The organism is Vibrio sp. B1-2 (assembly GCF_963888445.1).
GTDB lineage: Bacteria > Pseudomonadota > Gammaproteobacteria > Enterobacterales > Vibrionaceae > Vibrio > Vibrio anguillarum.
The window spans coordinates 309393-332170 of sequence record NZ_CAWPJH010000033.1 but is presented as its reverse complement, the minus strand read 5'-3'; the positions used below and the strand labels follow the sequence as shown (position 1 = coordinate 332170).

Genomic DNA, 22778 nt, shown 5'->3' with positions numbered 1-22778 from the left:
GTAAAATATCCGTGTAAAAAGCTAATCGAAATATTTATCCACCGATTGATATTTATGTAGTGGGTAACACTAGGAATTTACAATTAATTAGCACAGAGGTTATGGAAGTGTTAAACAAAAAGAGTTTGTTAAGCAACATTGGCGTGCAAGTCGTCATTGCAATGATCATTGGTACTGCCGTTGGTGCCATGATGGGACACGATGCGGCCATCTTTTCGCCACTGGGTGTCATTTTTATCAACCTAATTAAGATGCTGGTGATCCCACTGGTGGCCGTTGCGCTTATTTCCGGTGCTGCGGGCCTTGGTAATAGCCACGCGGCGGGTAAAGTCGGTTTTGTCACACTCAGCTTTTTTGCGGTCACTTCCGCACTCGCCGTGACGCTGGCACTGGTAATGGGCGAAGTCTTCCAACCGGGTATCGGCGTCGATATTTCGGGCGTTGAAGGTATGTTTTCTGCCGAATATGCAGCAAAAGGTGAACTACCTACTTTTTGGGCAACCATTACGGGTATGATCCCAACCAACGTTTTCCAGTCACTGAATAATGCCAACATTCTACAAATCCTTGTTTTTTGCTTGTTCTTTGGCATTGCCATTTCTAAACAGAGCAAAGAAAAACGTGACCCGATCATCAATGGCGTAAACACCATTGTTGATGCCATGGTGTGGATGATCAATAAAGTGATGATCATCGCGCCTATCGGTGTATTCGGTTTGATGGCTGAAGCCGTCGGCACGTTTGGTTTTGGTGCACTGATGGTGGTGTTTAAACTCTTTTTGGTTTATGTCGCGGCCATTTTAATTTTCGGCTTTATTGCTTACCCGCTGATGATTCAGGTCTTAACCAAGACGTCGGCTAAGAAATTTATCCTTGCGATGAAAAAGCCTCAAGCCGTAGCCCTTTCAACCGCTTCATCAATGGCGACACTCCCTGTCACTATGGATACCGTAGAACATGACCTTGGCGTACGCAACTCAACTGCCGCCTTTGTTTTGCCGTTAGGTGCCACCATCAACATGTCTGGCAACGCCATCTATTACGGTTTAGTTGCGATTTTCTTTGCCCAGCTATTCAATATTGATCTCTCGATGGGCGCTTACATTGCCATCATCGTAACAGCGACACTGGGCGCCGTCGGTCAAGCAGGTGTTCCTGGTCCTTCTTTCCTTGTAGTGGCCGTTTTGCTAGCGGCTGGAATTCCAATTGAAGGTTTGCCACTACTATTCGCCCTTGACCGTATCTTCGACATGATCCGTACCGCGCTCAACATCACAGGGGATGCCGCGTGTGCCGTTATTGTTGATGCTTTGATTGAAGAAGAAGCCACTGAGGCCTCATTGAAGCAGCAAAAAGCCTAACTCATCACAGAGCATCATTGATCCAATACAAGCCGCATTCTATGCGGCTTTCTTTTTGCGTCGCAATTTGCAAAAAAAACAGTTCTCATACTAAAGTTAATCATTAAAGCGCCCTATGACTGACGATAAAGTTGGCATTGCGATTGCTATAATAAACGACACCTCTTTCGTGCCACATAGCAGCGGCAAACTTTTGGCGTTAGCACGAATCGACTTGGAGTATGAGTAATGGATATTCATCGTGATACTTATTATGGTTTGATTCACCACGGGATCCGAGAATTGGTTATCGATCGGATTGGCCATTTCAGTGAATTTGAATACCACCAATATCTAGGCTTAATTACTGGCAAAGATTCCTGTTTTTCAATGACAGATGAAGAATTGCAGATAGCTGTCGCCAATTTAAAAAGTGAAGGCTATTTAGAAGATATGAAACGAGCAATACCACAACTTGAAACCAGCGGCTGGGAACGCTGATCCATTTCTAGTTAATTTGTTTCGAATTGTCTCTTTCTATTTAGCTCTGACACGGTTTTGGTTAGACTGTGCGCAACGTTTAAATCGGAAGCATAAATACGAATGAAGCAACTTATTGATTTTATACCACTTATCATCTTTTTTGCCCTTTTCAAGATGTACGACATCTATGTCGCCACAGGGGCACTTATCGTGGCCAGTGCGGTACAGATTGCCCTGACCTACGCACTGTATAAGAAAGTTGAAAAAATGCAGATCATCACATTTTTGATGGTGACTATCTTCGGTGGTATGACGATTTTCTTTCACGATGACAATTTCATTAAATGGAAAGTCACCATTGTTTACGTTGTTTTTGCCTTGGGCTTGACCATCAGCCACATCATGGGCAAATCAGCCATTAAAGGAATGCTTGGCAAAGAGCTAACCTTACCTGAGCACGTATGGGCAAAAATCAACTGGGCGTGGGTTTTCTTTTTCAGCGTTTGCGCTGTACTAAACATCTACATTGCATATCAACTGCCATTGGATGTTTGGGTCAACTTCAAAGTATTTGGCTTATTAGCCGCAACTTTTGTTTATACCTTATTAACGGGTGTTTTTATCTACAAACACCTGCCAAAAGAGAAGCAAGTTTCCGAGAGCAAACCCTCCTCGCACGAGCACTGATTGCACTAACCTTCTCGCTAGGATTCATTCAGAGAACTCTTTAAGTGCAAAACAGGCTGTCTTTGGTATAATCCGTCCCTATTTTTCAGCGACCACTTTGGTCGCTGTTTTGTTGTTGTGGATGTCGAAAAATGAATCAGGAAAATAGCGCCCCAAGAGGCCAATTATTGCTACGCACCTTAGCCATGCCAGCAGATACTAACGCCAACGGTGACATTTTCGGCGGTTGGATCATGTCTCAACTCGACTTGGCTGGCGCAATTTTAGCCAAAGAGATCTCATTTGGCCGCGTTGTCACTGTGTCTGTTTCTAGCATTACGTTTAAAAAACCCGTCAAGGTAGGTGATGTGGTGTGTTGTTATGGTGAATGCACCAAAATTGGCCGCACTTCAATGTCCGTCAATCTTGAAGTATGGGTAAAACCCATCAAATACGACAGCGTGGGAGATCGTTTCCAAGTATGTGAAGCAACCTTCAATTATGTCGCCATTGATACCGATGGCCGCCCTCGACCGATTAAGCCTAGCAACTGATCACAGAAATTCAGTTTGGTTGCTTTCAATACGCGCCAGTTTCAGTACAGTAAGGCCTCGACTTCATTATCAAACAATAAGGATATCAATATGTGGTACGTTATTTTCTCTCAAGACGTAGAAAACTCGTTGGAAAAACGCATGAGTGTCCGGCCACAACATTTAGAGCGCTTACAAACCTTGCAAGATGAAGGTCGTCTATTAACCGCAGGGCCAATGCCAGCAATTGATTCGGAGAATCCAGCAGAAGCTGGGTTTACAGGGTCAACGGTCATCGCTGAGTTTGATTCTTTAAGACAAGCTCAAGCATGGGTGGATGCCGATCCTTATGTTGCTGCCGGTGTGTATCAACATGTTATCGTTAAACCCTTCAAGAAAGTGTTTTAAGATGAAAGTCATTCTCTGTGCTCTGTTTACAACGCTGGTACTGGTGGGTTGTAGCTCGAATAGTGATCAGCAAAAATATTTGGAAGCCGTAGCCAGTAATCGCGCGAATGTGATTAGCGCTGAGTTACCCTTAGAATTTGGGCCTTTGTCCGTGATGCGTGCCAGTGCTAAAGGCAGTACGGTGGAAATTATGATGATTTACAATGAGGGTCAAAAAGGAGCAAAGCCGATTGATCAAGTGTTGAAAACCAGCATCAATACCTACTGCTCGGATTCAACCACACGCGCTAACCTCGACCTCGGCTTAACTTATAGAATTAAAATGCGCAATACGCGGGGCCAACTTGTTGTGGACCAATTCATTAGTAAAGCAACTTGTTCGGCACAATAGTCCTCCCCTTATTAGTGATGACCACCACTTTATTCGTAAAAAACAGAGGCTTCATTTGAGGCCTCTGTCAAGATTAATGTGGCTTAACTTTGCTGGGGTTTAAGCTCTTTGCGCAGCGTTTTAGCTGCTGACACTAAGTTGGTCAGTGCTGCCTCCACTTCATTCCAATTGCGCGTTTTTAAGCCGCAATCAGGGTTAACCCATAATCTCTCTGCTGGAATTTTTTCCGCCGCTTTACGCAACAAACCTTCAATCCACTCTTGAGAGGGAATGTTTGGCGAGTGAATATCGTACACACCTGGGCCAATTTCATTCGGGTAGTTAAACTCTTCAAACGCTTTGAGCAGTTCCATATTCGAGCGAGAAGTTTCAATCGTAATCACATCGGCATCCAGTGCCGCTACTGAGTCAATGATTTCATTAAATTCGCTGTAACACATGTGAGTGTGGATCTGCGTTTCGGGTTTCGCACTCGCCGCCGCAATTTTAAATGCCTCAACCGCCCACGCCAGATATGCTTGATGGTCACGCTTCTTCAATGGCAACCCTTCACGAATCGCAGGTTCATCAATTTGGATGATGTTAATGCCCGCTTGCTGCAGGTCTGCCACTTCATCACGCAAAGCAAAAGCCAACTGCTGAGTGATGGTTTGACGAGAAACATCTTCACGAGGAAACGTCCAGCATAAAATCGTTACAGGCCCAGTCAACATTCCTTTCATTTGCTTCGCAGTCAATGATTGAGCATAAGTAGACCACTCCACCGTAATCGGTTTTTCACGTTCAATATCGGCCACCACGATAGCCGGTTTTACGCAGCGTGAGCCGTAACTTTGCACCCAGCCAAATTGCGTAGTCTGGAAACCGGCTAAGTTTTCAGCAAAGTACTCCACCATGTCGTTACGCTCAGCTTCACCGTGCACTAACACATCGAGATCAAGTGCCTCTTGACGTTTTACTGCATCGGCAATGTGCCCTTTCAATGCATTGATATAATCAGCGTATGCCAGTTTACCTTGACGGTAAGCACTGCGCTGATGACGGATCTCACTCGTTTGAGGGAATGAGCCTATGGTTGTCGTTGGCAAAAATGGCAACCCTAACACTTCAGCTTGGTGATGAGCGCGCTCTGAATAAGGTGCACTGCGCTCAGAGAGTGCCGCCGTTATGCTGTTGACTCTCGCCTGTACATGCGGTTTATTAACGTGAGTTGCCGTTTTACGTGCAAGTATCGGTTGGCTATAAGTTTCACAGGCCAGAATCGCCGCGTCATCACCGTCCAGTGCCTTACCAAGTAAAGCAACTTCTGTCACTTTTTGTTTGGCAAATGCAAACCAACTTTGTACTTCATCACTGAGCTGCTGCTCAAGATCTAAATCGACCGGGCTATGCAAGAGTGAACACGAGCTCGCAATCCACAGACGATCCCCAAGTTGCTGCTTCACTGGCTGTAAACGAGCCAATAACGTCGCAAGATCGGCGCGCCACACATTGCGTCCATTGACCACACCTGCCGAAAGTACCCAATTTTTTGGCAATTTCTCTAGTACCGCGTTCAATTGATCGGCAGAAGCGGAGAGATCGATGTGCAATCCATTTACTGGTAGCTCAATGATTTTATCGAGCGTATCAAGCACCGAATCAAAATAAGTAGTCAGTAACAGTTTTACATCACCAGCGATCACTTGATAAGCCAACTTAAATGCATCTTGCCACTTTGGTTCTAGCTCTAACGCTAAAATAGGCTCATCGATTTGTACCCATTCCACTCCTTGTTTAGCAAGCTTAGCTAAAATTGCTTGATAAGCGGTCAATAAACGAGGCAGTAAGGTCAGGCGATCAAATCCCTCTTCGACCTCTTTACCCAAGTAGAGGTAGCTCAGCGGGCCAAGCAGTACAGGCTTAACTTGGTGGCCTGCTTTCGACGCTTCATTGACTTCCTCAAACAGTTGAGGCCAGCTGACTTCGAACGTATCGTCTTGACTGAACTCCGGCACAAGGTAGTGATAATTGGTATTAAACCATTTAGTCATATCAGAAGCTGCGCTTCCGCTACAGCCGCAACCCGCTTGTGATTGACCACGTCCAACGCGAAAGAGTGTATCTAAATCTGGAAAGCCGTTTTTATGACGTTTAGGAACGTGTCCAAGGAGCAATGTGGTTGTGAGTACGTGATCGTACCAAGCGAAATCGCCTACGGTTGAAAAACTCAGACCCGCTTGTTGCTGCTCAGCCCAGTTTTTCTGACGAATGTCATGCCCCACTTGCAGTAACTGCGCTTGATCGCTTTCGCCACGCCAATATTTTTCTAACGCAAATTTCAGTTCGCGTTTTTCACCAATGCGTGGATAACCTAAGATGTGAGTCGTCGTTGTCATGTCCCTAGTCCTTTTGCTGTTGATCGTGTCTGATTCTTTATCGCATAAGATAAAGATGTCTGGATGGCTAGACTATCCATCTAAACTGACCCACAGACAAGGTGCAATTATTCAACTTGTTTATTAAAAAAATTCATGTTGATTGCAGAGAGCTTTAATTGACATCAAGATAAATAGACGTCTAGATGTTTACAGCTCCATATTAAAAGCGTAACTTAGCTCAGAACAGCAGAATGGTCACCGTGTTGATGCGACCCACGATATTGGTATCAACTACCGTTCTCTCAAAGGAATGAAGGAAAATAATGGCAATGATTGAACTTAAGCATCTGAAGACTTTAGTTTCTTTAAGGGACAGCGGCTCACTCACCTCAACAGCTACCGCGCTCCATTTGACGCAATCGGCCCTTTCACATCAGATTAAAGATCTCGAGACACGCATTGGCGGGCCACTGTTTCTACGTAAAACTCGCCCAGTGAAATTTACCTCAGAAGGAGAGATCCTACTGAAACTGGCTGACGAGATCCTGCCAAAGCTGGCCAGAGCTGAAAATGATTTAGCCAGTTTGAAAGAAGACGTCAATGGGCGCTTACACATGGCGATTGAATGTCACTCTTGCTTTCAATGGTTGATGCCAGCGCTGCGCGAATATCAGCTTGCTTGGCCAAGTGTGACGTTAGATTTTTCGTCCGGCTTTGGCTTTGAACCTTTACCCGCATTGCTGGCCGGCGAACTTGATTTGGTCATCACTTCCGATATTTTGCCTCGCTCAGAGGTACATTACGAACCACTCTTTGATTTTGAAATGCGCCTTATCACCTCTACAACTCACCCACTTGCAGGAAAATCGGTGATTGAACCAGAGGATCTCGCCTCACAAACGATGCTCACTTACCCCGTACAAAAGCAGCGTTTGGATGTGGTGAAACACTTTCTACAACCTGCTAGTGTTGAACCCGCGAAGTGGAAACAAGCCGACAACACTTTGATGCTAGTACAAATGGTCTCTGCTGGATTAGGTGTGGCAGCACTGCCAAATTGGGCCATCAGCGAGTTCTCTAGGCAGGGGCTTATCATCAGCAAGCCACTAGGAAAAGGTTTATGGCGTCGACTATTTGCCGCAACACGCCACAGCGAAAAAGATCGCCACTATTTACAAGCTTTTTTTGCCACCGCGCGCCAACAATGCAAAAGCCACCTTGACGGGATCAAGATGGCTTAAACTATTCGTCGTATCGACATGGCTATTTGAATGACAGTGCGGTTGGTTAACTGTCACTGCACGCTGCTTAGCACTAGCGTTGGTTCGCTTTAAATTGGTTGGTCAGTGGGTCGTATTGGTAGCCTAAAACATCCAGCTTACCGACTACATTTTCTCTATCCATTTCATACATACTGGCAAGCTCTTCGAAGCTGTCACACTCTAAGCGTAGCTTCTCATTGACGATGCCAAGTAATATATTGCTATCAAAACGGCTGACGTTACTCAAATCCATGGCTCACTCCTATAGCAAAGAGACCACTAAAGACTAGCGGTAAAATTCGCACTAAAGAGTGACCCAGGTCTAGAGATTAAACAAACCTTGAAAACAAATACTGGCAGCCAACATCAATAACAAGGCTGCCGTTAATTGAATTTTCTCAGCGCTTTTGGCAAACAGGATATGCCAGCACCACACGATAATACCTGCAATCATGAAACCGAATGTCGTTAGTAACGGCAATGTTGCTCGAGCCAACGTTTCATCATCTAACCCGTACGCGTGCGGCACAACGCATAAAGCGATCCCCATCGAGCAGAGAATGCCCACAACGGGTAGAACTCGATGGAAAGCTTGTAAACGCGAGCGCGCTATCGTTAGTAGAAGGTGTGAAAAACTCGCGCCCAGCAAACCAACCAACAACAACATGGCGATAGAAGCTGACCAATGACCCTGCTCTGATATCTGAATCGCGACATAAGCCAAGGCAAGGCCATTCGCCAAATACAGTGCCCATAACGGGCCTTCATCTCGAGTTTTCTTGGTTTGAACTTGTGAATAGAAATAGAAAATGGAAAAGACGACCAAAAAGGCTTCAATTTTTAGTGAAGCCACTGCCAACCAAAGCACACCAATGGCTGGCAAGACGCGATGAATACGGCCACGTTGTCCAGGACAAATATCCCCTTTGACCAGCACTAACGTCAGTAAGATTTGCGCACCGAGCAGCATGGGTGAAAAAACAGAAAGTAAGGTTTGAATCATAATCTAAACATCATCTGGAAACATCTGGGCGCGATAATAGCAAAGAGTAAGCGCGGATGCCCAGAGAAGGTTACTGACTTTCGGCCAAATACCTCAGTACGTCCGCTTGAGTCAATAAGCCTTTGTAACGAGTGTTATCGACCAGTACCCATGGAAAATCATGTCCTTTTTCGATCAAATTCACCACTTGATTTAGCTCGGTGTACGCGTCAAGCTGAGTGAAATGAAATTTCATGATCTGATTCACGGGCTTACGCCATACGGCCGCTTCACGCGTGGTTTCAAGATCGGTCCCCATGTTCGGCGTCAGATATAAATTGAGTGAGGCTACATCGACGATGCCGACACACTCTCCTTGATTGACGACTGGCAGCACATCAACTTTAGTCGCTTTAATATACTGATAAGCAAGAGAGATTGGCTCACTGGGATCCAAATGTGGTTTCCCCTCTTTGAACAGATTGAGCAAACAGTTGGGCTTTCGCTCTTGTTCCACTTTAGCGCCTGAATACGCAAAACGGTTACGATACTCCTTGGCCCGAACCAGTTCCTTAAGCGGTAGTGGTTTTGAAAAAATATAGCCTTGTATGTAGTCAATACCCAATGATTTAAGCACCCAAACCTCATGCTCTGTTTCCACCCCTTCAGCAACCACTTTCACGCCGAGTGTATGCGACAGCTCAGTGATCATTTTAACAATGCTGTACTTATTGCTATTGACCTGAATGTCTGTGATAAACTCGCGATCTATTTTTAAATAATCAAAATTGCAATCACTGAGGTAGGTAAAAGAGGAATAACCCGTACCAAAATCATCAATTGCAACCGTTACGCCACGCGATCGAAGAGCATTGAGGGCATCAACCTGATGAGATTGACTATCAAAATAGGCGCTTTCGGTTAGCTCAATGGTGACTGATTGAGGCGTATCCGTGTAGCGATCAATGATCTCCATGGTATTGGTTAAAATCTGCGTCGCATCCATTTTGGTATTGAAAGAGCGGTTGATCGTTACCCCAACACCTTGGCCAAACAAGGTTTTTATCTTTGGTAAATCTTGCAAAGACAAGATACTGACACAACGATCAAGCTCGGCAATCAAATCCAGATCTTCCGCGATACCAATCATTTCTTGCGTGGTAAAAGGTAAATCGGGCACAGGCTTAAAACGGCATAACGCTTCGAATTTCGCAATGTTCCATGTTTTAGTATCGACAATCGGTTGGTAGTGTATCTCCAAGTCTTTCTGCGCAATCGCTTTAGCGACTCTGTCTTCCAAGTTTTTTCTACGTTTCACTTGTTGATGTATTTCACTGTGATAGAAACTGATGTTACGAGCTTCCCCTGCATGTTGTTCAAGCATTGCTTGCATCGCATGCGTCACCATTCGAGCTGGCGTTTTTGCATCGAACCCTAAAACAGACACACCGATTCGGCCATTAATAATCGCGGTATGTGAGCTGGATTCGTTCTTTAACTCTTTCATAAAGCGGCGGATCGCATGCTGGATGAGACGAAAATCTGTGTTTTTTTGGCACTCTGAACAACTCAAACTCACTAAATAAATATCTTTTCCCACATAGCCCACCAACTTAGCTTCTTTACAGCGCGCCAAAAAACTGGAAAGCATTAAAGTTTCTACATGGTGTCGATCTGATTCAAACGCAGGTTGAAAAGCCAAAACAATTTGTGTTTGACCTTTGGGGTACTCCATGCAATATGTTTCGAGCAAGGCTTTAAACTTTTGTTCGGTAGGCAGTTGCGTCAAAAGATCGATATCCCCAAGTGCCGTATCGGCTACGCGGTGAAGATTATCGGCTAAATCAAGCGTCATCCCTACAAAGAACACTCGACCATCTTGCAGTACGATTTTTTGAATAGTTAATTCTTGTGGTGCAACCAGCCCAGATGCCCGACGATTGAGAATGACACCGCTCCAATGATCTTTGGTGTTGATGTCATGCCACATCGATTGGTAAAACTCTTTGGAATGCTTGCCTGCATTAAATAGGTTGGCTTTTAATCCAAGTAGCTCATTTTGTTTGAAACCTGAATGCTGCTCAAAATAGTGGTTACAAGCCAAAACCCGCGTTTGATCGTCGGTTAGGATCAAACCATGATGTGTATTATCAAACACTCCTTCAAAAAGCTTGGCCACCTCTTGCAATGATTCCAGTTTGAGCAGCGGTCGAATCGTACCTTGCAACTGCGTGAGAGAAGTACGCTCGATAAAAATCTCCACATAAGTTAACGCCTGATCCGAAATAACAAGGTTGCAATTTAAAGCATGGCTTTTGCCACTTTCAATCACATACTTGAAGCAGCGCTTCATCTCTGCAGCTTTGCTCGGCGTCATATAACGCAAGAGTTCTTGGATATTGGCTATCGAAACACTGGAATGAAATAACGCATTCGCCGCTTTCAGATCACAAATAAACTCGGAAGTCGTCAGGTTAAACGACCAATCAATCGCATCATATCGAGCCACTGGCCGTTCTCGAAGCACTGCCTTTTCTCGTAGCTCTTGAGACTTCACCTGTGTCATATAGACTCCAACTCATTCAAATGATTTACCATTAATGGCACAGCATAGAGCAAAACTTAATCACAAGCCGTGAGTTAGCACTAATGATGTAAATGCAGTTGCTTATTTATTATTTTAGGCCAGACAAGCCATATAAAAAACGCCGAACATCAATACACCTCAAAAGGAGTAGCCTAGAATTGTCATCATCGAAATAAAATTACGAACACAAATTAGCCGACCTGTTCATTAAATAAGCTAACAAAATACATTAACTTGCCTTATCTGATTAATATATCTTGTCGATATGATAATTATTACTGATTGACGAGATTCATCAGCCTCTATATGGTACCGTTCCCACACCTAAGAGGTGCTGGAAAAACTAATCCGAGGTACTCATGAACAAACCCCTTTTTTCAGTCGCGCTAGGAGCGCTTCTGTTTACATCTTTTCAGTTCAGTGCTTCTGGAACGGAATCCGGAATATCAACTAGAATCATCAATGGAACTCCTGCTGACGCGGGTAGCTTTCCCTTTATGGTTGCCTTACACTATTCAACTCTTCAAAGCTCTTTTTGTGGTGGCAGCTACTTGGGTGATAAGTATGTACTTACCGCCGCTCACTGCGTAGCAGGAAAAAACCCGCTCAATGCAGAGGATATTGAAGTGACGGTTGGAGCGTATGACTTACGTACTAATGCTGGTCGCCGGGTAAAAGTCAAACAAATCTATTATCATGAAGCTTATGATGATGAAACTCATGCTGACTATAACGAAAGATCCAACGACATCGCCATTCTTGAATTAGAAAACTCATTACCAATACAAGCAGTCACTCGCCCTAATACTGGTGCACTTGATACGCTAGCCGCTGGCACGGCTTTAGAGATAATTGGCTTTGGGGCAACGAGTTACAGCCAACTGTTGAATAAATCGAGCAATCCTTCTCAAATCTTGCGTAAAGCCGAAATATCGTTAATTGGTACTGCACAGTGCAGAACTTTGGGTGGCGGCTATTTAGATATACAAAATGATGCTTTTTGTGCGAGCAGTTACCCGCAAGATACCTGCCAAGGTGATAGCGGTGGCCCCGTTTTTATCAATGACGGCGGTAATTTTATTCAATATGGTGTCGTTAGTTGGGGGCGTGGTTGCGGCTTACAAGACGCGGCTGGCGTTTATGCCAAAGTCGACCATTTTAATGATTGGCTGACTCAAAGAACATCAAAGGTTTCTTTCCGACAATCTCAACACAAAAACGAGATTAAGTATGGGCTTCATACCCATCGCTTTAATTTTGTAAACGGCTCTGATGAGATTATTACCGCAAACAACGTCATACTGTCTCCAGCTTCTGCAAATATCACAGCCGAAAACTGTTCACAAGGCTTGGCTCCGAGTAGCCAATGTTATGTTGATGTTTCTTATACCATTGATTCAATGATACCTGCTGATGTGCGCTTAGAGATTGACACTAACAGCCCACTAAATTTAGGAACCGTCACCTCGTCACTAAAGCTCAATACGGTTCTACAACCTGCTTCAAAATCACTAGAGGGGTTAATTACCGTACCCAATAGCAGTCTTAGTGTGAATGTAAACCCTTGGCTAGAAGAAGATGGTTGGCTACGTTCTGCCATTATGAACGATAAAGCGAGATCGGTTTTGTTTCTTGAAAACGTCCCTAAAGGAAAAGTAAGTTTTGATTTCCAAGTCTCCTCTACTTTTATTTATGATTCCTTAATTGTGAAAGTGAACGGTAGCACTTACATAATCGAAGATGGTGAACGTAGTGGCAGCAGAACGTTATATTTGAATGAAGAAGTCAACGATATCCGCTTTGAATACGTAAAGACATCAAGCACACCAACCGGCAGTGATGCGGCTTACATCAAAAATTTGAAATATGAAAAGCCTTACTCCTTTACCTTACCCCCACTTTCAGGAGGTTCAGGCGGCGGTAGTACTGGTGGAATGACTTTATTGTCAATGCTGGCCGCCTTATTGATTCGACGTCGTTACTTGAGCCACTAACTCTTGTCTAAAGGTCAACCCGTTTTATTACTGGTTGACCTTTTTACTATTGGTGCATCCTTTTTATCACATATCACTTAGTATCTCTCCGACACACTTACCGCTCACTTTATTAATAATTTTCTTTATAAATAGAACGCAAAGCCAATGTTCCGCTAGATACTACCAGTGCAAGTCGTTATAATGCGCGGCTCATTAATCAGAGGTCAAAATATGCACAGCAACGTCACTCCTATTCATCAATATAAAAAATACTGGGCAGAGTGCTTTGGAACCGCACCTTTCCTGCCAACCAGTAAAAAGGAGATGGATGCCCTAGGATGGGACAGCTGTGACATCGTGATCGTCACGGGTGACGCTTATGTGGATCACCCCAGTTTTGGTATGGCGATCATTGGCCGTTTACTCGAAGCGCAAGGCTTTCGCGTTGGGATCATTGCCCAGCCGCAATGGCAAAATAAAGACGCTTTCATGGCGCTGGGAAAACCTAACCTGTTTTTTGGCATCACGGCCGGCAACATGGATTCGATGATCAACCGCTACACCTCTGACAAAAAATTACGTCATGATGATGCGTACACACCCAATAATGAAGGTGGCAAACGTCCAGATCGCGCCACACTTGTCTATTCGCAGCGTTGTCGTGAGGCCTATAAAGATGTGCCACTGGTACTCGGTGGTATTGAAGCAAGTTTGCGCCGCGTTGCCCATTATGATTATTGGTCAGACAAAGTGCGCCGTTCTGTGCTGTTTGATGCCAAAGCCGACATACTGCTGTTTGGTAACGCAGAGCGCGCATTGGTTGAAGTAGCGCACCGCTTAGCCAATGGCGATAATATCGCTGATATGACCAATATTCGCGGCACAGCCGTGAACCTGGCCGCTGAGCCTGAACATTACACCATCATTGACTCATCACGTATTGAGAAACCGGGTAAAGCGTTTGTTCCCGTGAACCCTTACGCGGTGGAAACGCAGTGTGAAACCAATCAAGAAAAAGAAGCCGAAGCAAAGCCAATCACCATTCGTCTTTCTCGCCATGATGCCGCGACAACAGCGGTTCGTTTGCCTGCTTTTGAAAAGCTCAATAATGACCGGATTTTATACGCGCATGCAAGCCGTGTACTGCATTTAGAAACCAACCCCTATTCCGGCCGGGCGCTGATTCAGCGTCATGGCGACCGTGAGTTGTGGGTCAACCAAGCCCCGATCCCACTCACCACAGAAGAGATGGATTACGTGTTTGGCCTGAGCTACGCACGCGTGCCCCACCCCATGTATGGCAAAAGTAAAATTCCTGCTTATGACATGATCAAAACCTCGGTTAATATCATGCGCGGCTGCTTTGGTGGTTGTTCATTCTGCTCGATTACCGAACATGAAGGACGCATTATCCAAAACCGTTCAAAAGAGTCGATTTTGAATGAGATGGAAGAGATCCGCGATAAAGTTCCCGGCTTTACTGGAACCATTTCGGATTTGGGTGGGCCAACGGCGAACATGTACCGTTTAGGTTGTAGTGATCCTAAAGCTGAGATGAACTGCCGCCGCCCATCGTGTGTTTTCCCTGGGATTTGCCATAAGCTCAATACCGACCACAAACATACGATTGATCTCTATCGTGAAGCGCGCAAAGTCAAAGGCATTAAAAAAGTGATGATCGCCTCTGGTGTGCGTTATGACTTGGCGATTGAATCTCCTGAATATGTACGTGAATTGGTCACGCATCACGTAGGAGGCTATCTCAAGATCGCCCCAGAACATACCGAGAAGAATCCGCTCGATCTGATGATGAAACCGGGCATGGGCACCTATAATCGCTTCAAAGAGATGTTTGAGAAGTACAGCGCTGAAGCAGGTAAGAAACAGTACCTCATCCCGTACTTTATTTCCGCGCATCCCGGTACGGAAGATGAAGATATGCTCAATTTGGCACTGTGGCTAAAATCAAACAATTTTGAGTGTGATCAGGTGCAGAACTTCTATCCATCGCCAATGTGTAATGCAACCGCGATGTATTACTCAGAGACTAACCCGCTCAAACGGGTGAAATACAAAAAACGTGAAGAAGTGACTGTCGCGAAGGGAGAGCGTCAACGCAGGCTGCACAAAGCGCTGTTACGCTATCATGACCCATTAAACTGGCCGATTATCCGTGAAGCCTTGATCAACATGGGTAAAAAGCATTTGATTGGTGATAAACCTAACTGCTTAGTGCCTGCGAATGATGTCGATGCACTCACGCCTGCGCAGCGTCGTAAATCTGGCCGTCACGGAGCGAACCGTTTTGCAACCAAACACACCAAAACTCAGCCGGGCTTTGATGCTCTTAACCCGCGTAAAGAGAGCGCTACTTCACCAAGCAAATCACGCGCTAGCAGCGCGACAGACAACGGTAAGAAAAACCAAGGCGGTGCATCTAAACCTGCACACTCTCGCCCGACAAGTAAAGGCAAACCGTTTGCTCAAACCTCTAAACCAAGAGCGCCACGCGCAGAACAGCGATAATTCCAAAGCCATATGATCAGCACAATAAGGCTCCGAAAGGAGCCTTATTGTTTTTCAAAGAACAGCGTTAGTTTACCGACCTCGATACCAAATTTTTTAATTTTAGTCAGGTTAAACACCCGCTTTTCATCTTGCCGATAAAGCCAGTCGTCAAAGGTAACGGTTAGCGTAGAATCACCATAAGGTAAGGAAAAATCATATTGCCAAAGCAAAGCGTTACCCACTTCTTCCCCTTGGGCTTGGCCTAATACATCATCCGCTTGACCGATATATTTTTCATCAGCAAAACGTTCAATCACCCATACTCTTTGGCTTTTTTCACCATCATCAAAATTGAAGTCTTCAACCAAAGTGAGTTTATTCCCCTCAACTGTTCCGTCGATGGCAACCTCGAAACGACGCGTTTGCATCCCCGTATAATCTTGCACCATCCCCCATGCTAACGTTCGACCAGAGAAGTACTCAAATAGATCAAACTTAGGTTGCGTGGATTGGTATTGAGTGAGATCAGCGCTGCACCCCACTAACCAAAGTAGAAGTAACAGATAACTGCGTCTGGCTATCGCTTTCATGGTTGCATTCCTATCAATTGCTTGCGTAAGTGTGGGTATTGCGTCTGTGGCGACAACCATATCGCGAGAAAGGCGTCATTTAACGCTTCGTCGACTACTGTACCAACCTGGGCTTGAACACCATTCTTAGGATGAAAAATAAAAGCGCCCTGCTGCCCATCGGAGGTGTAAATCAAGCGATCGCCCTCAGTAACGCTGGGGAAAATGGACGATAGGTGCACCAGCCACGGTGCAATTTGTTGCTCGGTTAATTTGAGTTTTTGCCACTGCTCTGCGGTCGATTCCACCAGCTGTTTACTACTGATGTCGCGCTGATATTCAATTTCAAGCGCCAAGGGATGGGGTGATAAATCGCTTCCTTGCTCGTACTGCCCTGATGGGGTACGAAGCTGCGAGGAATAAATATCTAGCCATAACCAGCTTAAATTCGCTTGGCCAATCACTGGCCAAGTTTGCCACTCGGTCAGTTTATCGTCTGCCACCGCCGCAAAAGCATTATTCACCAAGCTGTGAAAGGCAATCACTATCAGTAACAGATTGAATTTTCTTAGCCTATTTCTCTTTGCTAACATCATCGCTAAATATCCTAAGTATCAATGTACCGATCATCACCCACTGCAGCCACAAGATGGCAATAGTCAAACTCAATGGCCAATCAAAATGTACAGCGCCTAAACGTTCTGCCGCCCAATAACTTAAACTACCTAACACGCCGACCACCAAACAAATGAGTTTGGATGGATAACGTTTCAGCAGCACCACTAAATGGGAGGCATACCAAGAAAAAGCACCCCACAACACCATTAACCAAATGGGAAAGTCATTAGTAGCAAAGCGTAATAATCCGAAATACTGATTAAGGGTATCGATAACAATACCCAACATGGTTAACGCAATCACCCTTTCCAAAGGATAAGAGAAGTGCCGCAAGGAAAACATCAATGCGGCTAACATCATGGTCAATGCCAACCACTGCAAACGTTCTGTCCCCAATACAGCAACAAACCAGATCGCTTGAAACCAAAGAGAGACCGCAAACAGCGTCTTCATTACATCGGTCTTTGCAAAGTCATATGTACAGTGCTGATGGATTTTGCTAAAAATCCCCCCTCGCAGTAGCAGAAATAGTAACGCCACATACGGGTGAATCGCTCATCATACCCAAGTTGTGAAACCTGATGTTTTGCAAGCTCAAAACGGTGACGCCAATGAGCGAGCGTATGCGCATAGTCAGGACCAAGATCAAACAGGTTGCGAACCACTAAATCACTGTGCTGTGTCGCCGCCGTTGTCAATGCGGTAATTGAGGGTAAAAAACCGCCGGGGAAAATGTATTTCTGAATGAAATCGACATTATTGCTGTAATAATCATAACGTTGATCAGCGATGGTGATGGCTTGAATCGCCATCAAACCATTGGGTTTTAGCAGTGACTGGCACTTTTCAATATAAGAGTCGAGGTACTCTTTACCGACCGCTTCGATCATCTCTATCGAGACTAATTTATCGTACTGACCTTGTAGCAGGCGGTAATCTTGCTTAAGCAAGGTGATTTGACTCTCCAGCCCCTGCCGCTCTATTTGCTGTGCGGTGTAGTAATGCTGCTCTTCAGAAATGGTCGTCGTCGTGACCTGACAGCCGTAAGTTTTGGCCATGTAAATCGCCATCGCACCCCAACCGGTGCCAATCTCAATCACGTGGTCGCTTGCTTTGAGTTGCAACTGCTGGCACAAACGTTCCATTTTATTGATTTGCGCCTGCTCTAACGTTTCATCCGGATGCAGAAACAACGCGCTGGAATAGAGCATATTACTGTCTAAAAAGGTGTGGTAGAGATCATTGCCTAGATCGTAGTGGGCATGAATATTCTCTTTGGCTTTATCGATTGAATTTCGATTGAGCCAGTGGCTGACTTTATAAAAAAGTTTGGTCAACACACTACTGCGAGCTTCAATGCCATCTAATGCACTGACATTACGAGCCATCAGTTCCATTAGGCTGGTCAAATTCGGGCTATCCCACCAACCATCCATATAGGCTTCACCCGCTGCAATACTACCCCCTTTTAATAAACGAGCATAAAAATGAGGATGATGTATTTCAATAGTTGCATGGGGTTGATGCTCTTTAAGTACACCAAAAGTCTCCTGACTGGACGCGCCTTCATTGGAAAAGGTTTCAATGATGGTTAAAGTGCCGACGTCTAAACGCTGTAGACAGCGAAAAATGAAGCTTCTTGCACTCTTTTGCAACCCTGTCAGTTGCTTGGGCAACGCGAGAGCTTGTGAATTAAGCATTGAGCGTTCTCCTTGTTATTGTTATTTAGACACTGTCTCTGTGTAGATCTTGCGTATTTATGAATGTGGATTGGAGTAGAAAGGTGCTCCTTTAAGCCACAGCTTTAAAGCATGCCAGTAAATACCTATTGTCACTTTTACGGCCATCACGGGTGTTTTGATCAATAACTTGAGTAAATTTTTTGAATTAAATAGTTGTGCCTTCATCGATAAAGTCGCATCGAAAACTTTACCTTCTTTATGGCATTCCAAATGTACACTCAATGACGAACCAAGCGGCTTCAACTTCCAATGATATTGCTGATCAATAGGATTGAAGGGAGAAACATGAAACGCCTTTTGATGACGCCACTGTTGCTGCTCTTCTCCCGCTTGTGCTTTCACCGCGTAGTAGTGCCGTTGATTCCAAGGTGTATTACTCACTTCGGCCAGCAAGTATTGCCATTCACCTTGTTGATCATAAAGATAGTAGAAATTAACCGGGCTAAAATAGATTCCTAAATAACGAAGGTGACATACTGCCATCACCTTTCCAGAGCAGCGGTCACCCGTCAGCTCATGAACTTTATCTTGTATGCACTGTTTTAAATCCCCTTCACCAAGATAATCGGCGCGCTGAAAACGCGCCCAGTGCCACCATTTTTCGCCAAACCCCCAAACTGAATCACTCAGTTGCTCCAGTTCATCGAGATCAATACACGGCATAAACAATGGATAATTGAGCGCATGTTCAATCGGAGTAAAGCGTCGATGACGTACCATGCCAACCATCAAACAACTGTTGGGCTCCGTCTCCATCACGCCGCGCCTTTTAACTGCTGCGCTTGCGCTTCAAGCTGTGTCACCACATCCAGCGCACTGGTCACGCCATCTTCATGAAAACCATTGCGCCAATAAGCGCCACAGTACCAAGTGTTATTCACACCGTTGACTTCAGGCTTGCGTTGCTGAGCCGCAATAGATTGCGTGGTAAATACCGGGTGGTGATAAGTAAACTGTCGTAAAACTTTCTCATCAGCAATGCGGTCACCGCTGTTGAGCGATACACAAAAAGTATGAGCGCCTTTAATATGCTGCAAGATATTCATATTGTAGGTCAGCGCTGGTAAACGCGATTCTTGATCTGGACTGCCATCAAGCCAATAGTTCCAAGCTGCCCAAGCGGCTTTTCGCTTAGGCAGCAGTGATGTGTCGGTATGTAAAGTGACTTCATTGGCTTGATAGTGCATTACGCCGAGCACTTCTTGCTCAGCCTCTGTCGGTTGCTCTAACATACCTAATGCCTGATCGCTGTGACATGCAAAAATTACATGATCAAAGTGGTGTGATTGCCCATTAACAACGAGCTCGACACCCGCCGAGCTGCGTTTGACTTGTGTAACTGGGCTATCAAGATGAATCTTATCTTTAAAACCTTGCGTCAAGGGTTCGATGTACGCGCGCGATCCGCCTTCAACCACATACCATTGTGGTCGGTTAGTGATCTCTAGCAGGCCATGGTTGAGGAAGAAACGCAAAAAGAAACTTAACGGAAAAACCCGCATATCAGCCAAGGAAGATGACCAAATTGCCGCTCCCATCGGTAAAATATAATTTTCACAAAAATAGTCAGAAAATTGGTGCTCAAATAAGAAATCACCTAAGGTTTGCATTGATTGATGCGCTTGTTCTGCTTGCTGTTTCGCTAACCGATTGAAGCGAATGATTTCAAAAATAAAGCGATAAAAGACAGGGTTTAACCAGTTCCGCTTTTGTGCAAACAACGTAGTTGCGGTATGACCGTTATATTCCAGCCCATTCGCATCATTACGCACACTGAAGCTCATTTGAGTCGGAATGCCTTTTACGCCAATTTCATTCATCATTGCGATGAAATTTGGGTAGGTCCGGTCGTTGTACACGATAAAACCAGTATCAACTGCATGATTTTGACCATCGAGCTCAATATCGACGGTGGCGGTATGCCCACCAATGTAATGATTGGCTTCAAACACGGTAACATCATGATGTTTATGCAGATAATAACCGCATGTTAACCCGGAAATACCGCTACCAATAATGGCGATTTTCATACTCAATTCCTTTAATTACAAAACAGATCGTTATTTAAATAATGCCGCAACTAATTTGCCTTGCCATGAGTAAGGTAAGCTGCCAATCAAACGTAATAGGCTCGTAAAACGGGCCGGAAAATAGAGGGTGGTTTTGCCTTTTTCCAACCCACGGCGAATCGCCTGCGATGCATACTCGGCACTGACCATCATTGGCATCGAAAAACTATTTTTATCAGTCAAAGGCGTGGCAACAAACCCAGGATAGATCATCGTCACAGCAACACCTTGCGCTCGCCAATCTTGCATGAGCGAGCGTGCTAGGTAACTAACCGCCGCTTTAGAAGCGCCATAGGCTTCTGCTCTTGGCAGCGCGATTTCACTGGCGATGGAACCAACGATCGCCACACGGTGGTTAGCAACAAAGTGATGCTGTATCGCCTCAATGCAATGAGCTAAACCCAAAACGTTTACGTCAAACACACGCTTAAACCGAAGTGAATCCATTTGACCATGATCGATGTATTCGCAATCGCCAGCGTTGAGGATCCACAGTGAAGGAGTAAAAGGCAGTTGCGATAAAGCCGATTTCGTTTGCTCAAAATCGGTAATATCAAACGAAATGCCTTGGATCTGCGGATACTCTTGATGCATTTGATTAAGCTTGGCTTGGTTACGCCCACAAGCAATAACTTGCCAACCCGTTTTTGCATAATCAACAGCTAGCTGATAACCAATACCAGAAGTGGCTCCCGTGATAAGTACACTCTTCATTGCCCTAACCTCTGTTTGATCGAACGAATAACACTTCCCAGCAGCGGAATGTGCTCATAGAGCATTTCTCCCAAGTCGAAGTAATCACGGTGATAAATAACTTGGTTGTCTTGAAACTTGAGATGGCTCATCCCTTGCACTTGTATAAGTTTTCCACGAGCTAGCCGAGAATGCTGCAAAGACATAGTCCATGTGAGAAAGCCGCAGTCACCGACTTGCTGGTGATCATGGATGGTAAAATCACAACGCTCTACGTTCTGATACAAACGAGCAAAATAATCCGATAGCGCACGCCAACCTTCAATTCGATGAGCGGCATCCTCAAAAAGGACATTGTCGTGATAAACCTGACGTAATAAAGGCAAGTTCTCTTTGTTGAGTTGACGATAAACTTGAGCAACCGATTCGACATCCATTGTACGTTTCCATAAGTTATACAAAAACTTCACATGTACAAAATAGTACAAGTCACTTAGTTATACAAAATATTTCTTGTATAACTTTGTATCTTTTCAATGCATACGTGGTTGCAAGGAATTAAGATCAAAAAAGAAAATAAAGACTAAAATTCCAATAGTTACGACGATCAAAAAGGCCAGCGTAATTCGCTGGCCTTCTCTTTTTAGTTAGCTTAGATTAACTATTGCGCAAAGCGGCGATGCGTTTATCAAGCGGCGGGTGACTCATCAATAATTCCGTCATTGAACGTTTACCGTTGATACCAAAAGCCATCATGGAACCTTCTAATTGAGATTCTTGCCCCATTTTTAAACGCTCTAACGCCGCAATCATCTTGTGTTTACCCACAAGCTTTGCTGCACCTGCGTCGGCGTGGAATTCGCGATGACGGCTATACCACATCGTAATAAAGCTCGCGAGGAAGCCAAATACCAATTCCAGCACCATAGAGATGCCAAAATAAACCATCATATTGCTACCACCACCCTCTTCTGAATCACGAGACGACACGATGTTTGCGATAAAGCGCGATAAGAAAATAACGAAGGTGTTAACCACTCCTTGCATTAAAGTCATCGTAACCATATCGCCATTGGCAATGTGGCTCACTTCATGCGCCAATACCGCTTCGGCCTCGTCACGCGTCATGCTGTGCAATAGCCCCGTTGAAACAGCGACGAGAGAATCATCACGTTTAGCGCCGGTTGCAAAAGCGTTGATGTCCGGTGAATCATAAATTGCTACCGTTGGCATACCAATACCCGCTTGCTGAGCTTGACGACTTACAGTTTGCAATAACCAGTGCTCAGTTTCGTTACGTGGACTTTCAATCACCATTCCACCTACCGAGCGCAGAGCTATGCTCTTTGACATCAATAATGAAATAAATGAGCCGCCAAAACCAAACAACGCGGCCATGACGAGCAAGCCAGATAAACTGCCCGGCTGCATCCCCGTCACAGCATAAACAATATTTAATACAAGGCTAAGAACCAGAACCACCGCAAGGTTGGTTGCTAGAAATAACATGACTCGCTTCATTACTTATCTCCGAATGAAAATCTTATTATGAGTGTAGGCTGCAAGCGACGCTAGCATGAACCTACACAAT

22 protein-coding genes are annotated in these 22778 nt (G+C 44.9%); 9 read left to right on the top strand and 13 right to left on the bottom strand.

Translation table 11 applies throughout. The annotated features are described in order from the left end of the window. Positions 1-101 precede the first annotated feature (101 nt). The 6 genes from AACQ75_RS11410 (at position 102) to AACQ75_RS11385 (ending at position 3821) form a co-directional block, all read left to right on the top strand. Complete coding sequence (locus AACQ75_RS11410; protein ID WP_170888678.1) at positions 102-1361, top strand: dicarboxylate/amino acid:cation symporter; 1260 nt, start codon at positions 102-104, stop codon at positions 1359-1361. A gap of 228 nt (positions 1362-1589) precedes the next feature. After that, positions 1590-1841, top strand: a complete 252-nt coding sequence (locus AACQ75_RS11405; RefSeq protein WP_017044617.1) for a hypothetical protein — start codon at positions 1590-1592, stop codon at positions 1839-1841. A 102-nt stretch (positions 1842-1943) separates the two neighbouring features. Then, positions 1944-2510 carry a septation protein A gene (locus tag AACQ75_RS11400; RefSeq protein ID WP_017042013.1) on the top strand — a complete coding sequence of 189 codons (567 nt, stop codon included), beginning with the start codon at positions 1944-1946 and terminating at the stop codon, positions 2508-2510. 131 nt (positions 2511-2641) lie between these two features. Further along, positions 2642-3043: an acyl-CoA thioester hydrolase YciA gene (gene yciA / locus AACQ75_RS11395; RefSeq protein WP_013857152.1), complete on the top strand. Its 402-nt coding sequence runs from the start codon at positions 2642-2644 to the stop codon at positions 3041-3043. Positions 3044-3133: 90 nt separating this feature from the next. Then, entirely contained in the window at positions 3134-3430 is a 297-nt protein-coding gene (locus AACQ75_RS11390; RefSeq protein WP_170888677.1) for a YciI family protein, read from the top strand. Between the two features lies 1 nt (position 3431). Beyond that, positions 3432-3821: a GspS/AspS pilotin family protein gene (locus tag AACQ75_RS11385; RefSeq protein ID WP_170888676.1), complete on the top strand. Its 390-nt coding sequence runs from the start codon at positions 3432-3434 to the stop codon at positions 3819-3821. Positions 3822-3904: 83 nt separating this feature from the next. On the opposite strand, the gene metE is transcribed toward AACQ75_RS11385, so the two are convergent. Beyond that, positions 3905-6199 carry a 5-methyltetrahydropteroyltriglutamate--homocysteine S-methyltransferase gene (gene metE / locus AACQ75_RS11380; protein ID WP_170888675.1) on the bottom strand — a complete coding sequence of 765 codons (2295 nt, stop codon included), beginning with the start codon at positions 6197-6199 and terminating at the stop codon, positions 3905-3907. Positions 6200-6510: 311 nt separating this feature from the next. Here metE and metR point away from each other — a divergent pair, with 311 nt between their 5' ends. Beyond that, positions 6511-7422 carry an HTH-type transcriptional regulator MetR gene (metR, locus tag AACQ75_RS11375; RefSeq protein WP_170888691.1) on the top strand — a complete coding sequence of 304 codons (912 nt, stop codon included), beginning with the start codon at positions 6511-6513 and terminating at the stop codon, positions 7420-7422. Between the two features lie 73 nt (positions 7423-7495). Here the strand turns inward: metR and AACQ75_RS11370 are convergent, their stop codons facing one another. From AACQ75_RS11370 to AACQ75_RS11360, 3 genes are all read right to left on the bottom strand, one after another. Beyond that, positions 7496-7696, bottom strand: coding sequence for a DUF4250 domain-containing protein (locus AACQ75_RS11370; protein ID WP_010316942.1), 201 nt, complete (start codon positions 7694-7696; stop codon positions 7496-7498). 69 nt (positions 7697-7765) lie between these two features. Beyond that, a complete protein-coding gene (locus AACQ75_RS11365) occupies positions 7766-8446 on the bottom strand; it encodes a hypothetical protein (protein ID WP_013857157.1) in 681 nt (226 codons plus the stop codon). Between the two features lie 70 nt (positions 8447-8516). Next, on the bottom strand, positions 8517-10991 hold the full coding sequence (locus AACQ75_RS11360) for a sensor domain-containing phosphodiesterase (RefSeq protein ID WP_170888674.1): 2475 nt from the start codon (positions 10989-10991) through the stop codon (positions 8517-8519). A gap of 380 nt (positions 10992-11371) precedes the next feature. Between AACQ75_RS11360 and AACQ75_RS11355 the strand changes: the two genes are divergently transcribed. After that, complete coding sequence (locus AACQ75_RS11355) at positions 11372-13006, top strand: S1 family peptidase (protein WP_231564204.1); 1635 nt, start codon at positions 11372-11374, stop codon at positions 13004-13006. A gap of 213 nt (positions 13007-13219) precedes the next feature. Further along, entirely contained in the window at positions 13220-15514 is a 2295-nt protein-coding gene (locus AACQ75_RS11350; protein ID WP_170888673.1) for a YgiQ family radical SAM protein, read from the top strand. Between the two features lie 44 nt (positions 15515-15558). Here AACQ75_RS11350 and AACQ75_RS11345 read toward each other — a convergent pair whose 3' ends face one another. The 9 genes from AACQ75_RS11345 to htpX form a co-directional block, all read right to left on the bottom strand. After that, the gene (locus AACQ75_RS11345; protein ID WP_170888672.1) at positions 15559-16086 is read right to left on the bottom strand and encodes a DUF3833 domain-containing protein; all 528 of its coding nucleotides are present in this window, start codon (positions 16084-16086) and stop codon (positions 15559-15561) included. Continuing rightward, positions 16083-16661, bottom strand: a complete 579-nt coding sequence (locus AACQ75_RS11340; protein WP_017049909.1) for a chalcone isomerase family protein — start codon at positions 16659-16661, stop codon at positions 16083-16085. Before AACQ75_RS11340 ends, AACQ75_RS11345 begins: the two co-directional genes overlap by 4 nt. Then, positions 16639-17136, bottom strand: coding sequence for a DUF2878 domain-containing protein (locus AACQ75_RS11335; RefSeq protein WP_170888671.1), 498 nt, complete (start codon positions 17134-17136; stop codon positions 16639-16641). The genes AACQ75_RS11340 and AACQ75_RS11335 overlap by 23 nt, the downstream gene beginning before the upstream one ends. Beyond that, positions 17136-18383: an SAM-dependent methyltransferase gene (locus AACQ75_RS11330; protein WP_170888670.1), complete on the bottom strand. Its 1248-nt coding sequence runs from the start codon at positions 18381-18383 to the stop codon at positions 17136-17138. Before AACQ75_RS11330 ends, AACQ75_RS11335 begins: the two co-directional genes overlap by 1 nt. A 57-nt stretch (positions 18384-18440) precedes the next feature. Next, entirely contained in the window at positions 18441-19181 is a 741-nt protein-coding gene (locus AACQ75_RS11325; protein ID WP_170888669.1) for a DUF1365 family protein, read from the bottom strand. After that, positions 19181-20455: an NAD(P)/FAD-dependent oxidoreductase gene (locus AACQ75_RS11320; RefSeq protein WP_170888668.1), complete on the bottom strand. Its 1275-nt coding sequence runs from the start codon at positions 20453-20455 to the stop codon at positions 19181-19183. Before AACQ75_RS11320 ends, AACQ75_RS11325 begins: the two co-directional genes overlap by 1 nt. Positions 20456-20485: 30 nt before the next feature. Continuing rightward, the gene (locus tag AACQ75_RS11315) at positions 20486-21208 is read right to left on the bottom strand and encodes an SDR family NAD(P)-dependent oxidoreductase (RefSeq protein ID WP_170888667.1); all 723 of its coding nucleotides are present in this window, start codon (positions 21206-21208) and stop codon (positions 20486-20488) included. Next, positions 21205-21624 (bottom strand): nuclear transport factor 2 family protein, encoded by a 420-nt coding sequence (locus tag AACQ75_RS11310; RefSeq protein WP_170888666.1) that lies wholly within the window; start codon positions 21622-21624, stop codon positions 21205-21207. Before AACQ75_RS11310 ends, AACQ75_RS11315 begins: the two co-directional genes overlap by 4 nt. A gap of 220 nt (positions 21625-21844) precedes the next feature. After that, entirely contained in the window at positions 21845-22708 is an 864-nt protein-coding gene (gene htpX / locus AACQ75_RS11305; protein ID WP_170888665.1) for a protease HtpX, read from the bottom strand. Between the last annotated feature and the right edge of the window lie 70 nt (positions 22709-22778).